15 protein-coding genes are annotated in these 12,165 nt (G+C 70.9%); 10 read left to right on the top strand and 5 right to left on the bottom strand.

Features of this window, described 5'->3' with window-relative positions:
* Nucleotides 1–62: 62 nt before the first annotated feature.
* Complete coding sequence (locus ACFWGZ_RS33090; protein WP_382455520.1) at nucleotides 63–476, bottom strand: NUDIX hydrolase; 414 nt, start codon at nucleotides 474–476, stop codon at nucleotides 63–65.
* Between the two features lie 81 nt (nucleotides 477–557).
* On the opposite strand from ACFWGZ_RS33090, the gene ACFWGZ_RS33085 reads away from it, so the two are divergent.
* From ACFWGZ_RS33085 to ACFWGZ_RS33070, 4 genes are all read left to right on the top strand, one after another.
* Nucleotides 558–776 (top strand): hypothetical protein, encoded by a 219-nt coding sequence (locus tag ACFWGZ_RS33085; protein ID WP_035913535.1) that lies wholly within the window; start codon nucleotides 558–560, stop codon nucleotides 774–776.
* A gap of 62 nt (nucleotides 777–838) precedes the next feature.
* Nucleotides 839–1,399 carry a PH domain-containing protein gene (locus tag ACFWGZ_RS33080; RefSeq protein ID WP_382455519.1) on the top strand — a complete coding sequence of 187 codons (561 nt, stop codon included), beginning with the start codon at nucleotides 839–841 and terminating at the stop codon, nucleotides 1,397–1,399.
* Nucleotides 1,400–1,435: 36 nt separating this feature from the next.
* The gene (locus tag ACFWGZ_RS33075; RefSeq protein WP_382455518.1) at nucleotides 1,436–2,299 is read left to right on the top strand and encodes a PHP domain-containing protein; all 864 of its coding nucleotides are present in this window, start codon (nucleotides 1,436–1,438) and stop codon (nucleotides 2,297–2,299) included.
* Nucleotides 2,300–2,311: 12 nt separating this feature from the next.
* Nucleotides 2,312–2,926 (top strand): MarC family protein, encoded by a 615-nt coding sequence (locus ACFWGZ_RS33070; protein WP_382455517.1) that lies wholly within the window; start codon nucleotides 2,312–2,314, stop codon nucleotides 2,924–2,926.
* A 3-nt stretch (nucleotides 2,927–2,929) separates the two neighbouring features.
* Here the strand turns inward: ACFWGZ_RS33070 and ACFWGZ_RS33065 are convergent, their stop codons facing one another.
* Nucleotides 2,930–3,232 (bottom strand): ArsC/Spx/MgsR family protein, encoded by a 303-nt coding sequence (locus tag ACFWGZ_RS33065; protein ID WP_382455516.1) that lies wholly within the window; start codon nucleotides 3,230–3,232, stop codon nucleotides 2,930–2,932.
* A gap of 87 nt (nucleotides 3,233–3,319) precedes the next feature.
* On the opposite strand from ACFWGZ_RS33065, the gene ACFWGZ_RS33060 reads away from it, so the two are divergent.
* From ACFWGZ_RS33060 to ACFWGZ_RS33045, 4 genes are all read left to right on the top strand, one after another.
* Entirely contained in the window at nucleotides 3,320–4,159 is an 840-nt protein-coding gene (locus ACFWGZ_RS33060; protein ID WP_382455515.1) for a RecB family exonuclease, read from the top strand.
* A gap of 31 nt (nucleotides 4,160–4,190) precedes the next feature.
* Nucleotides 4,191–4,493 (top strand): hypothetical protein, encoded by a 303-nt coding sequence (locus ACFWGZ_RS33055; protein ID WP_382455514.1) that lies wholly within the window; start codon nucleotides 4,191–4,193, stop codon nucleotides 4,491–4,493.
* Nucleotides 4,494–5,485: 992 nt separating this feature from the next.
* Nucleotides 5,486–6,793, top strand: coding sequence for an O-antigen ligase family protein (locus tag ACFWGZ_RS33050; protein WP_382455513.1), 1,308 nt, complete (start codon nucleotides 5,486–5,488; stop codon nucleotides 6,791–6,793).
* On the top strand, nucleotides 6,790–7,224 hold the full coding sequence (locus ACFWGZ_RS33045) for a hypothetical protein (protein ID WP_382455512.1): 435 nt from the start codon (nucleotides 6,790–6,792) through the stop codon (nucleotides 7,222–7,224). The genes ACFWGZ_RS33050 and ACFWGZ_RS33045 overlap by 4 nt, the downstream gene beginning before the upstream one ends.
* Here the strand turns inward: ACFWGZ_RS33045 and ACFWGZ_RS33040 are convergent, their stop codons facing one another.
* From ACFWGZ_RS33040 to ACFWGZ_RS33030, 3 genes are read right to left on the bottom strand one after another with little or no spacing between them, the layout of a single operon-like run.
* On the bottom strand, nucleotides 7,225–8,103 hold the full coding sequence (locus tag ACFWGZ_RS33040; protein WP_382455511.1) for an alpha/beta fold hydrolase: 879 nt from the start codon (nucleotides 8,101–8,103) through the stop codon (nucleotides 7,225–7,227).
* A gap of 8 nt (nucleotides 8,104–8,111) precedes the next feature.
* Nucleotides 8,112–9,449 (bottom strand): hypothetical protein, encoded by a 1,338-nt coding sequence (locus ACFWGZ_RS33035; RefSeq protein WP_382455510.1) that lies wholly within the window; start codon nucleotides 9,447–9,449, stop codon nucleotides 8,112–8,114.
* Nucleotides 9,450–9,454: 5 nt separating this feature from the next.
* On the bottom strand, nucleotides 9,455–11,083 hold the full coding sequence (locus ACFWGZ_RS33030) for a DEAD/DEAH box helicase (RefSeq protein ID WP_382455509.1): 1,629 nt from the start codon (nucleotides 11,081–11,083) through the stop codon (nucleotides 9,455–9,457).
* Nucleotides 11,084–11,252: 169 nt separating this feature from the next.
* On the opposite strand from ACFWGZ_RS33030, the gene ACFWGZ_RS33025 reads away from it, so the two are divergent.
* Both ACFWGZ_RS33025 and ACFWGZ_RS33020 read left to right on the top strand, forming a co-directional pair.
* Nucleotides 11,253–11,894, top strand: coding sequence for a ferritin-like fold-containing protein (locus tag ACFWGZ_RS33025; RefSeq protein WP_382455508.1), 642 nt, complete (start codon nucleotides 11,253–11,255; stop codon nucleotides 11,892–11,894).
* A 43-nt stretch (nucleotides 11,895–11,937) separates the two neighbouring features.
* Nucleotides 11,938–12,162 (top strand): DUF3107 domain-containing protein, encoded by a 225-nt coding sequence (locus ACFWGZ_RS33020; protein ID WP_382455507.1) that lies wholly within the window; start codon nucleotides 11,938–11,940, stop codon nucleotides 12,160–12,162.
* Nucleotides 12,163–12,165 lie beyond the last annotated feature (3 nt).

The following is a 12,165-nucleotide window of genomic DNA, read 5'->3' as shown; positions in this document are numbered from 1 at the left end:
GGGCATCGTCTTGTTTGGCGCTGAAGGCCGCCGGCGGCCGTCCCCGATCGCGTGAACCCTGATCAGGCCCTGGGCAGGCAGTTCCACTCTGAGAGCGCTTCCAGGAGGCCGTCGGTCGTCTCGAGTGTGGCCAACGTCGCACTGTCGACCCAAGCGGCATCCGATGCGTCGTCGCCCGCTCGGAGCACACCCGACGTGACCTGGCATTCGTAGTCGAAGATCGCGAAAACCCCGTTCGGGGCCGGTCGCTCGACGCTGCCGACGAGCCTGCCGACGGTGACGGAGAGTCCCGTCTCCTCGGCGACTTCCCTCGTCACGGCGGCTTCGTCCGCCTCTCCAGACTCCACTCGTCCACCTGGGATCGACCACCTGCCTTCACCAGGCGGATTGGCGCGTCGCACGAGCAGGAGTCGCCCGGTCGAGTCATGGACAATTGCGCCTGCACAACGGATGGAGTGGACATTGCGGGCCGTCACGATCACGAAGCGTAGTGACACTGGATCGGCGGTGCTGTCCACTACCCCGGCTGCGGTACAAATCTCCCAAGGTGCTGAATCGTGCTGTACAACGGTCACGAACGGCGCCAAACGGGTGCGAACGCGGACGGGGTGGACACCGTGAACTTGAAGAAGATTCTCACTTTCGCCGGAATCGCCTTGCTGCTGTTCTTCCTCATCGCGGAGCCACAGCAAGCGGCTCAGCTGGTGACCAACATCCTCAACTCGCTGCGAACTGCGGCTGAGGCCCTGATCACCTTCGTGCGACAATTGTTCTAGTCCCGGGGTCGCACCGGGGCAGGGACAGGGCACTGGCTGGCACCAGAAAGGGCTGGTAGCGCATGTTCGCACCACGTGATCCGGACGACTACCTGCTGTCGAGCGAGCGTCGGGTCATCCGTGTGCGCAGGCACTGGTCCTACCTGATCTGGGACGTCGCAGAGGCCGCGGCACTGCTCGCCGGCTTCATGATGATCTCGTACCTGCTCCCGGCGGACGCGAGCCTGCTCCAGAACGTGCTGTGGTACGGGGCGCTGATCGTGTTGCTGCGCCTCTCGTACTTCATCATCGAGTGGTGGGTGGAGCGCATCGTCGTCACCGACAAGCGCTTCATGCTGACCTCGGGCGTCTTCGAGACCAAGGTCGCGATGATGCCCATCACCAAGGTCACCGACCTCACCTACGAGCGCACCGTCAGCGGACGCATGTTCGGCTACGGCACGCTCATCGTGGAGTCGGCGGGTCAGATCCAGGCGCTCAACCGCCTGGAGTTCCTGCCGAACCCCGAAGAGGTCTACGACGCCATCTCGGAACTGACCTTCGGCGACAAGAAGGCCCAGGCCGAACGGTTCTCGATGATCAAGGCGCAGCGGGCGGCCCGCGGCAAGAAGATGGTCCCGTAGCGCAGGCGGATTGCCACGTCGTCCACACTGGACGACGTGGTCATCGATCTGCACACCCATTCGTCCGAGTCCGACGGCACCGACAGCCCCGCAGACCTGGTGAGAGCGGCGGCACTGTCTGGACTCGACGCGGTGGCGATCACAGACCACGACACCGCGGCCGGGTGGGCCGAGGCCGCCGCCGCACTGCCCGCCGGCCTGCGGCTCGTGCGCGGCGCCGAACTGTCGTGCTCCTCGCCCGACGGCTACGGCCGCACCATCACCGTTCATCTCCTGGCGTACCTCTACGACCCGACCCACGCCATGTTGATGAAGGAACAGTCCCGGCTGCGCGAGGAACGACGCACACGGCTGCAGAAGATGGCCGAGATGATGCAGGCCGACGGGTTCCCCATCGACCCGGTCGACCTGATGTCCCGGCTGCCCTTCGACGCCCCCGCCGGCCGCCCGCACCTCGCCCAGGCGCTCATCCGCGCCGGCGTCGTGTCATCGGTCGACGAGGCGTTCGCGACGTTCCTCACCGGCGGCCAGTACTACGTGGGCCGCACCGACACCCCCGTCGAACGCGCCATCGAGATGATCACCGAGGCCGGCGGCGTCACCGTGCTCGCCCACCCGTTCGCCCACTCCCGCGGCCCCGTCGTGGCCCCGTCCGTCGTCCGCGGCCTGGCCGAACTGGGCCTGTCCGGCGTCGAGGTCGACCACCCGGACCACGACCTCGAGACCCGCCACTCGCTCCGGGCACTCGCCGACGAGCTCGGCCTGGTCGTCACCGGGTCGAGCGACTACCACGGCACGAACAAGACCGTCCGGCTCGGCGCCGAGACGACGGCCCCGGAGATGCTGGACGCTCTGGCCGCGAGGGCGACAGGCGCCGAGATCCTCGTCGGCGCCGGTTAGGTCGGTGCCACCGTGTTCAACGTGCGGCTCTTCGTCGAAGCCACGATCACACTGCTCGTGATCATGGACCCGCCCGGCACCGTGCCGGTGTTCCTGGGCCTGGTCGGCCGCAAGTCCCGCGACGCCCGCAAACGCGCCGCGCGCCAGGGCGTGCTCGTCTCGTTCCTGGTGATCACGCTGTTCGCGGTCGCCGGCAACTCGATCCTCGCGTACATGCACATCGGCATCCCCGCCCTGCAGGGCGCGGGCGGGCTGCTGCTGTTGCTGATCGCCCTGGACCTGCTCACCGGCAAGGGCGCGACGAACCACCCCGAGGTCGAGGACGTCAACATCGCCCTGGTGCCCCTCGGCACCCCGCTGCTCGCCGGACCGGGCGCCATCGCCGCGACCATCGTGTTCGTGCGCCAGGCAGACGGCGCCTGGGGCTCCTACTTCGCGCTGGCCGCGGCGATCGTGGCCGTGCACCTCGTGCTGCTGGGCACCCTGCGGTCCGCCGGCCTGCTGATCAAGGTGTTCAAGGAGAGCGGCATCCTGCTGATGGCCAAGATCGCCGGCCTGCTGCTGGCCGCGATCGCCGTGCAGCTGGTGGCGTCGTCGGTGCAGGGCTTCATCACCTCCGGCGTCTAGCTCCTAGCGCTCGATGCGCGCGCTGTCGCCGTCGATGACGATGGGCCGCTCGATCAGGCTCGGGTTGGCGACCATGTGCGCGATCCACCGCGCGCGGTCGTGCTCGAGCTGCGCCGGGTAGGCCGCTTCCTTCGTCCGCGCGACCTCCCACGGCTGCTTGCCGAGCTTGGTGAGGACCTCGTCGAGCTCCTCCGCCGTCGGCACGTCGTCGAGGTAGCGGCGCTCGGTGTAGTCGGCGCCGCTGTCGTCCAGGCGCTGCTTCGCGGCGCGGCTCTTCGAACAGCGGGGGTTGTGCCAGATCTCCATGCGGATGAACCTAGCGAGTTCGAGGCGGTCGTCCGGCCGGAGCAGGGCCCTCCGAGACTGTCAGGGGTCCTGAGTAACTTGATCGGGGTGGAACAACTCGGCTTCGACTTCGGCGCGGCAGCACCGCGCCGGCTCGTGCGCGTCACGCCGGCGAAGCTCGCGACGTGGACCGACTGCCCGCGCCGCTTCCGGATGACGTACCTGGACCGCCCGTCACCACCGAGGGGCGGAGCCTGGGCGCACAACACGCTCGGCGCCGTGGTCCACAACGCCCTGAAGGCCCTCTTCGACCTCCCGGCCGAACGCCGCACCCCCGACCAGGCCGTGGCGCTCGTGAACAGGCAATGGAAGTCCGAAGGCTTCCGCGACGTCGACCAGGCCACCGTCTACCGCACCCGCGCGTGCGGCTGGGTGCACGACTACGTCTCGACGCTGGACGTCGACTTCGAACCGCTGGGCGTCGAACGCTGGGTGTCCTCCCCGACCGACCGCATCGTCGCCGAGGGCCGCGTCGACCGCATCGACCACCGCGACGGCGAACTGGTGATCGTCGACTACAAGACCGGCCGCCACGTCCTCACCTCCGACGACGCCCGAGGCTCCCAAGCCCTGGCGTTGTATGCCCTGGCGGCCCGCCGCACCCTCCGCAAACCGTGCCGCCGAGTGGAACTGCACCACCTGCCGTCCGGCTCGGTGGCCGTGTGGGAGCACACGGAGGAGTCCCTGGCCAGGCACGTCCGCCGCGCCGAGGAAGCCGCCGACGAGATCGACCTCGCCACGGAGACCCTGAAGGCGGGCGGCGACCGGGAGATCCTGTTCCCCCCGGTGACCGGCCGCCAGTGCCAGTGGTGCGACTTCCGCCGGAGCTGCCCCGAAGGCCAGGCCGCCGCCCCACCCCTGGAACCGTGGGACCTGCTGGCTCCGTAACAACCGCGCGCCCGTCGGTAGGGTGGCCCCCGTGGAAGTGGAAGCAGCAAAGCGGCCGTCGCGGACCTTCGGATTCCTGCGCGCCGTGAGCGGCGTGCTGGCGGTGGGCCTGGTGCTGCTGGCGCTGGGCAACATCGGCGTCCAGTTCTACGCGAACTCCCGCGACCTGCCCGGCCCCGGCACGCTCTCGGTCGTCGCACACGTGGTGGCGGCACTGCTCGCGGTCGGCGGCCAGATCGTGGCCGACCGGTACGCGGACTGGCGTGCGCCGGTGGCGTCCTTCGGCGTGCTGGTGGTGGCCGCCGCGACCTTGTGGATCTTCTGGTGGGCCTAGGGTCCTGAGTTGTCCACAGGGGGTTGCGGCTGTGGCCTGCGGTTTCTTGGTTTTCGGTAGCCTGTGGATGGGCGGGGAACCGGAATCGCGGTTTCTTCGTTCCGCATAGGAGGAAGCGCGGGGGCGGGGCGGGCTCGGGTCAGGCCGGGTGGGGCGATCGGGTGTCGCGTCGCGCTGGGTTGGTGGTCGCCGAGCCGGTGGTTCGCTTGGCTGGTGGTCGCTGAGCCGGTGGGTGTGAGCCCTCGCGGGCAGGCCGGGATTGCGGGTGGTGTGTCGTTTGCGGCCGAGACGCTTTGCTTTGGCGCGCACTTGCCTGTGAGGCCGACGTGCCTGCGTAGGGCGCAACGTACGGCTCGCTACGCGCCGCCCTGTGCGGTCGGCGCCACGATGCCCAGAGCCAACCCCCGGTTCGCTCAGCCGCCCGATGTCCGGTGGGCTTGTGCTCAGCCGCCAGCCGCCAGCCGCCAGCCGCCAGCCGCCCGGTGGCCAATGCCCGACCGCAGCGGGCCGCCGCAGCCGAAGACCGCATCCGCCCTGAGGGCGTGCTGCACGTGTCACCCGCGCGACCGCGAAGCCGGTCAGTGCCATCGGCCTGTCGGTCGCCTGACTCGCTGGCCACCGCGGCTCGCGTTCGCCTGACCCGCCGGTCACCGCGGCTCGCGGCCGCCCGACCCGCCGACCAGCGCCGCTTGCCTTCGCCTGACTCATCGGCCACGCGGCTCGCGATCGCCTGACCCCCCAGCCAGCGCCGCTAGCCCCGGCACCAGCATCCCCACCCCAACCGCCGCAGCGCCCGTCCCACCACCCAGCACCGAGCCAAGACCAACTCCCACCACCACTCAGCCCCCCGTTCACACCGATGGCGCAACATCCGCCGCACCACCGCAGGACCAGGACAAGCAGCCCTTCCGCCGGACCGGTTCGTCACCTACTGTGTGCTCTCGATCCGCTTGGGGAGGCGGATGCGATCTTCCGGGGGGAAGAAGATGGTGGTGGGGGAAGTCGTTGGCGCGCGCCGGGAATCGGTGGCGTTGCCCGTTCCGGTGTTGCTGGTGCTGGCCGCGTTCGCCGCCGCCGTCGTCGCGCAGGGCGGGTACTACCTGCCTGGGCGGGTGATGTCGGGGTTGCTGGTCGGCGTGGCGCTGGTGCTGGCGCGGCCCCGGCCCGGACTGCTCGGGGTCATCGGGGGTGCGCTGGCGCTCTGGGCCGTCGTGCGCGGGCTGCTCGAAGGCGACGTGGTGTCGGCGGTGCCGACGGTGGCTGCCGCGGGGGTGTTCGCCGGTGTGGTTCTTGTTGTGGCGCAGGCGGATCGGGACCAGCGCGAGATGCTCGGCACGGTCGTCGTCGGGGTTGCGGCGCTGGTCGGGCTCACCGGGTGGGTGGCCGTGGTTCTGCGGGTGCCGTCCTGGACGACGGTGGCGGAAGGGTTGCTGCGCGCCGCGTCGACGCTGACCTACCCCAACGCCGCCGCTGCCGTGATGGTGGCGGGCCTGCTCGTGTCGCTGGTCCTGCGGCCCTCGCCGCTCGTCACGGGCGCGGGGTTCCTGCTGTGCACGGGGATCGGCGCGACGATGAGCCGGGCCGCCGTGGTCGCGCTCGCGGTGGGGCTGCTGGTGCTCTGCGTGTCCGCCGGGTGGCGCAAGACCGTCGCCGCGGCCGCTCCGGCGGTGCTCGGTGCCGTGGTCGCGCTGGCCGCTCTGCTGCCGTCGATGCGGGTCGCGGACGAGCCGGGGCCGGTGCTCGCGGTCGCCGGGCTGGTCGGGGGAGCTGTGGTGGCACTGGGGTTGCCGCGCCTCGGCCGGTTCGTCGTGCCGATCGCGCTGCTGCTCGCGGCCGGGGGCGTGGTGGCGGTGGCCTCGTTCGCGGACGGGCTCGCGACCCGGCTCTCGGTCAGCTCACCGGACCGGGCCGGGGCGACCGGTGCGGCGCTGGACTCGGTGGCGCGCACGCCGCTGCTCGGTGTCGGGCCCGGAAATGGATCTTTTTTCTTCGACCGGGTCAACGAGGGCACCCGCGTCATGCGTTACGTGCACAACGAGTACCTGCAGGTGCTCGTCGAACTGGGGGCGGTCGGGCTGGTGCTCGTGCTGGGGGTCGTCGCCGCGGTGCTGCTCGGGCTGTGGCGAGGGCGCGGAACGCCGTTGTGGGCGGGGAGTTGCGCGGCCGTGGTGGCGCTGCTGGTGCACAGCGGGTTCGACTTCCTGTGGCACCTGCCCGTCGTGCTCGTCGTCGCCGGCCTCTGCGCCGGTCTGGGATTTCCGTCCACACGGGACGGATCGGTTGAGGGGGTAGTGGCATGAAGAAGTTCTCCGGCAGAACCCTGTCCGTCGTCGCGGTTGCCGGTGGCGCGGTTCTCGCGTCCATCGCGCCGGTGATGGCGGACGTGAGCGCGCAGTCGCCGTCGCTGGGGCTCGTCCGGGTGGAGACGCCGGCGAAGTGGAAGTCGCTGGGCGCGGTGCTCGAGACGCAGGTGACCTACTCCTGCCCGGCCGGCACGCAGTCGCCGTCACTGCAGCTGAACCTCACGCAGTCGGTGCTGGGCGGCATCGCGTCCGGCAACGCCTACCGCGACAACCTCAACTGCACCGGCGCCTTCGAGACCGTCACGGTCAACGTGACGGCCAACGACCGGTCGTTCAGCCTGATCACGCCCGTGTTCGCGAAGGCGGAGCTGCGCGGCTACCCGAACGTCCTCGCGCGCGACGAGCGCGAGATCCGGGTCAGCCTCTAGTCAGGAGGTCAGCCACGTCCGCCACGTCGGGAGCAGGGTGGCCATGAGCTCGTGCGGTGCCTCGGTGTTCGGGGAGTGCATCACGCCGGGCAGCACCGCGAAGTCGGCGTCCAGCCGCTCAGCCATGTCGCGCTGGGCGGCTGGGCTCCACGCGTCGTCGGAGTCGCCGCACACCACGAGGCACGGCGTGCCGGCCGACCGCAGCGCGCGGGCGAGCTTCGCGACCTGGTCCGGTTCCTGGCGCAGGCCGTTGCCCATGCCGAGCAGTGCCGCGGCGGGCGACTTCAGGAACCTCGCGCGGTAGAAGTCCTTCAGCTCCTGCGGGAGCGCGGCCCACGCCGGGTTCTGCGACGACCGCAGCTCGTTCAGCCTCTGCGTGCCCTCGACGCCCTGCTCGGCCAGCACGTGCTCGCCGACCTCCAGCACCGCGCGGCGTTCGCCCGCGGGCAGCTCGGAAGGGCCCGACGACATCAGCGTCAGACCGGCGACCGGGGCGCCCGCGAACACCGCCGACCGTGCCACCAGGCCGCCGTAGGAGTGGCCCAGCAGCAGGACCCGGCGCCCGTCCGCCGCGATCTTCCCGGCCAGTTCGGCGATCACCGAGCCGAGCGGTCCCGGCCGGTAGAGCGCCTCGTCGTCGGGGCCCTGCGAGTCCTGCTGGCCCGGCAGGTCGATCGCGACGACCTCGAACCCCGCGTCGGAGATCGGGTCGAGCATCGGCGCGAAGTCCTCTTTGGACCCCGTGTAGCCCGGCACCAGCAACGCCGTCGTGCGCATCGCGTCGTCACCCGCGGCGGGCGCGCGCAGCGCGGCGATCGTGCCGAAGCGGCCCGGGAGGTCGACGCGGTGCGCCCGGTGCGGGCTGATCTGCGAGTACACGAGCTGAACTATCGCAGCGCGACCAGCGTCGCGCCACGCTGCTCGAGCACGACGGGACCGGCTGTGGCGAGTTGCACAGGGCCCGTGTGGCCCTCGCGGTTCACCTTGATCGTCCCCACGACGGCACCGGTGGCCTGCTCGTACACCCGCAGGCCCTCCTGCACCGGGACGACCGCGCGGCCCGCGAGCGTCGTGCCGGCGCCCAGCGCGCCCTCGGCAGTCCACAGTGGAGTGAGCGTCTCGAGCGACAGGGAGATCGTCTTCGAGCCGGAGAACCAGAACGCGTTCGTCTTCGTCGAGAACGTGCGCGCCACGTGGTTCGGCGGGTCGGTGAGGTCGGTGGACGGGATGTCCAGCGGGGTCTCGCTGACCTGCGTGCCGGACTCGGCGTCGAACACGAGCAGACGGCTCGGGTCCGGCACCGCGACCGCGACGAGCTTCTCCGTCACGGCCACGACCTGGGCGTTCCGGCTGCCGGTCAGGACGCTCGCGAACACCTTCGGCTCGTCGGACTTGTCCGGGTTGGGCTTGAGCACCGAGAGCCGGTCGAACGCGTCGTCCGGGCAGCGCTCGATCATCGCGAACCGGCCCGACGTCACCGCGACCGAGCCGTACGTGCACCCGGTGCGCGGCTGCTTGCCGGGGTTCACGATCGCCCGCAGCGCGCCGTACTCGAGCGAGCGGACCAGGTCGTCGCGGCGGTAGACCTCGACGAACTTCGAGCCGGTGGTGATGAGGTGCGAGCCCTCGTTGAGCAGTGCCGTGCCCGGTTCCGCGTCGCCGTTGCGCTGGGCCCGCCGCTCGCCGGTCACGCCGTCGAGCGAGGTGAGCTCGGAGCAGTTCGTGCCCTTCGAGTACAGGGCCATCGCGCGGCCCCAGCCCGTGCTCACCACGCACAGCGGCAGGTCCCGCGAGTACGTCCACCGCACGTCGCCCGTCAGCGGGTCGCGGCCGTTGACCGTGCCGCCGTCGCCGGTGACGACCGTCGACGGCTTCTCCTCGCCGGTCTGCGGCGACGGGGTCAGCACGACCACCGGCGACTGCGACGCACCGCTCGGCGCCCGCCAGACCTCGGCGAGCGACGGCGGCAGCGCGGTCACGTCGGGCAGTTGCTCCCACGCCGACGGCCCGGTGACCGACGTCGTGGCGCGGGCGTCGCTGAACGTCCAGGTCAGGACGGACGCGACGAGCGAGACGACGGCGATCACCGCGACGGCGATGAAGTCGGCGCGGGTGCGCCAGGACCGGGCGGGCGGGCGTTCCCCGACGGGCTCGGACGCTGCTGCGTGCGCGGGCTCGTCGAGGACGTCCTCGACCTCGGTGACGTCGGAACCGGGGGACGACATGGTGATCAGTCTGCCGAAGGTGCGGCCTGTTCGGCAGAGGTTCGGCGACGACGGCGCCGGCGCGGCTTGTCGGAGGCCTGCTTGTCCGCGGGATCGGACGAGGCGGCCTCGGCCGGCTGGCCCTCCTGCGTGACGCCGCCCCGGCTGCGCGTGCGCGACCGGGAACGCTTCGGGCGGGTCTCCTCGTTCGACTCCGGGGCCTGCTCGGCGCCACCGGGACCGGAGCCCGTGCGGCGACGGCGCTTGCGCTTGCCGGCGTCGAGGTTCTCCTCCTCCTCGGCGTCGAGGCCCGCGCGGGTGCGGTGGCTCAGCGGCAGCCTGCCCGTCGACCCGGACGGGATGCCCAGGTCGTTGAACAGGTGGTCCGAGGTGGAGTAGGTCTCGACCGGCAGCGGCTGGCCGAGGCCGAGCAGCTCGTCGACGACCTGCCAGCGGTGCGTCTCGTCCCAGTCGACGAACGTGATCGCGACACCCGTGCGCCCGGCGCGGCCCGTGCGGCCGATGCGGTGGACGTAGGTCTTCTCGTCCTCGGGGCACTGGTAGTTGATGACGTGCGTCACGTCGTCGATGTCGATGCCGCGCGCGGCGACGTCGGTGGCGACGAGCACGTCGACCTTGCCGTTGCGGAACGCCCGCAGCGCCTTCTCGCGCGCGCCCTGGCCCAGGTCGCCGTGGACGGCGGCCGCGGCGAACCCGCGTTCGGTGAGGTCGTCGGCGACCTTCTGCGCGGTCCGCTTGGTGCGCGCGAAGACCATCGTGAGGCCGCGGTCGCGGGCCTGCAGGGCGCGGGCCAGCATCTCCGGCTTGTCGAGCGAGTGCGCCCGGTAGACGAACTGCGAGGTGTTCTCGTGCGTCTGACCGGCGTCGTTCTCCTCGGCGCGGATGTGCGTCGGCTGCGTGAGGAACGTGCGGGCGAGCGTGATGATCGGGCCCGGCATGGTCGCGCTGAACAGCATCGTCTGCCGCTCGTCGGGAACCATGTTCAGGATGCGCTCGATGTCGGGCAGGAAGCCCAGGTCGAGCATCTCGTCGGCCTCGTCGAGCACCAGCATGCGGACCTTGCCGAGCACCAGGTGGCGCTGTTCGGCCAGGTCGAGCAGGCGGCCGGGCGTGCCGATGACGACGTCGACGCCCTTGCGCAGCTGCGCGATCTGCCGCTCGTAGGGGATGCCGCCGTAGATCGCGGCGACCTTGAGGTCCAGGTGCTTGCCCGCGTCGGTGAGGTCGTGCGCGACCTGCAGGCACAGCTCGCGGGTGGGCACGACCACGAGGGCCTGCGGGGTGCCGTCGCCGGGGGTCTCGACGCGGTGCAGCAGCGGCACGCCGAAGCCGAGGGTCTTGCCGGTGCCGGTGCGCGCCTGGCCGATGACGTCGTCACCGGCGAGCGCGATGGGCAGCGTCAGCTGCTGGATGGCGAACGTGCGCTCGATGCCGGCCTCGCCGAGGGCCTTGACGATCTCCTCGCGCACCCCCAGCTCGGCGAACGTGGGGGCCTCCGTCTGCACCGGCGCGTCGGCCAGCAGCGGGTGGGACGTGTCCTCTTCGGGAACTCCGGCCTCGCTGTGCTCCAGCAGTACCGGGTCCAGATGTGCTTCTACTTCAGCGGTCAGGGTGATCAGCCTCTCTCGTACCAAGCGCGTACGAGCCCTGCCGGGCCTCTCGACCGCGCTTCCGTGAGCAGCTGCGGGAAAGGTGTACGCGCACCATTTCGTGCGCCTCGCGGCGGTTCGTCACACTCGTCACGCCGGGCGACCAGGGCCATTCTACCTGCCCAGACGCATTTGACCACTAGGCTCTGCGACCATGGGTGTTGCGGAGGGTGTTGTCGATCTTCTGGGAGCGCTTGCATATGGCGAGCTCTCGGCGTTCGACCGCATGACAGAGGACTCGCGTTCGGCGCCGACGCTGGCCGGGCGCGCCGCGCTGGCGCAGATGGCCGCCGCGGAGATCGGTCACTTCACACTGCTGCAGAAGCACCTCGCCGCGGAGGGCATCGCCGCCGAGGACGCCATGGAGCCGTTCGTGAAGGGCTTCGACGCCTTCCACGAGTCGACGAGCCCCAAGTCGTGGCTCGAGTCGCTGGTGAAGGCCTACGTGGGCGACGGGCTCGCCGCCGACTTCTACCGCGAGATCGCGGAGTGGCTCGACGAGCCGACCAAGGAGCTCGTGCTCCACGTGCTCGCCGACACGGGCCACTCGGCGTTCGCTGAGCGCGAAGTCCAGGCCGCCGTCGAGTCCGATCCGCGCGTGCGCGACCGGCTCGCGCTGTGGGGCCGCCGGCTGCTCGGCGAGGCGTTGACGCAGGCCCAGTACGTGGTGGCGGAGCGGGACGGGCTCTCGGAACTGATCATCAGGGGGTCCGGGGACCTCGCCGGGATCGGGCAGCTGTTCCGCCGTCTCCAGCAGTCGCACGCGCGGCGCATGACGCAGCTGGGTCTGGGCTAGGTAGGCTCGGCTTCAGATTTTTCTCTTGAGCACGGAGGTCAGCGTGGAGGTCAGGATCGGCGTCGCGGACAGCCCGCGGGAACTCGTCGTGACCGTGGAGGCCAACCCGTCGGATGTCGAGGCGCAGGTGGCCGACGCGGTGTCCGGCAAGGCCAGCGTGCTGTCGCTGGTGGACGTCAAGGGTGCGCGGTTCGTCGTGCCCGCTGGCCGCGTCGCGTACGTGGAGATCGGCCCGCAGGACTCGCGCAAGGTCGGGTTCGGCGCCTGAGAT

Source organism: Lentzea sp. NPDC060358, from assembly GCF_042725365.1.
Taxonomy (GTDB): Bacteria; Actinomycetota; Actinomycetes; order Mycobacteriales; family Pseudonocardiaceae; genus Lentzea.
This window is presented reverse-complemented; position numbering and strand designations above follow the sequence as displayed.

Coding starts and splice junctions, on each gene's coding strand:
- ACFWGZ_RS33045 (WP_382455512.1), top strand. CDS start 6,790: ATGAAGAAGTTCTCCGGCAGAACCCTGTCCGTCGTCGCGGTTGCCGGT.
- ACFWGZ_RS33025 (WP_382455508.1), top strand. CDS start 11,253: ATGGGTGTTGCGGAGGGTGTTGTCGATCTTCTGGGAGCGCTTGCATAT.
- ACFWGZ_RS33065 (WP_382455516.1), bottom strand. CDS start 3,232: ATGGAGATCTGGCACAACCCCCGCTGTTCGAAGAGCCGCGCCGCGAAG.
- ACFWGZ_RS33080 (WP_382455519.1), top strand. CDS start 839: ATGTTCGCACCACGTGATCCGGACGACTACCTGCTGTCGAGCGAGCGT.
- ACFWGZ_RS33035 (WP_382455510.1), bottom strand. CDS start 9,449: ATGTCGTCCCCCGGTTCCGACGTCACCGAGGTCGAGGACGTCCTCGAC.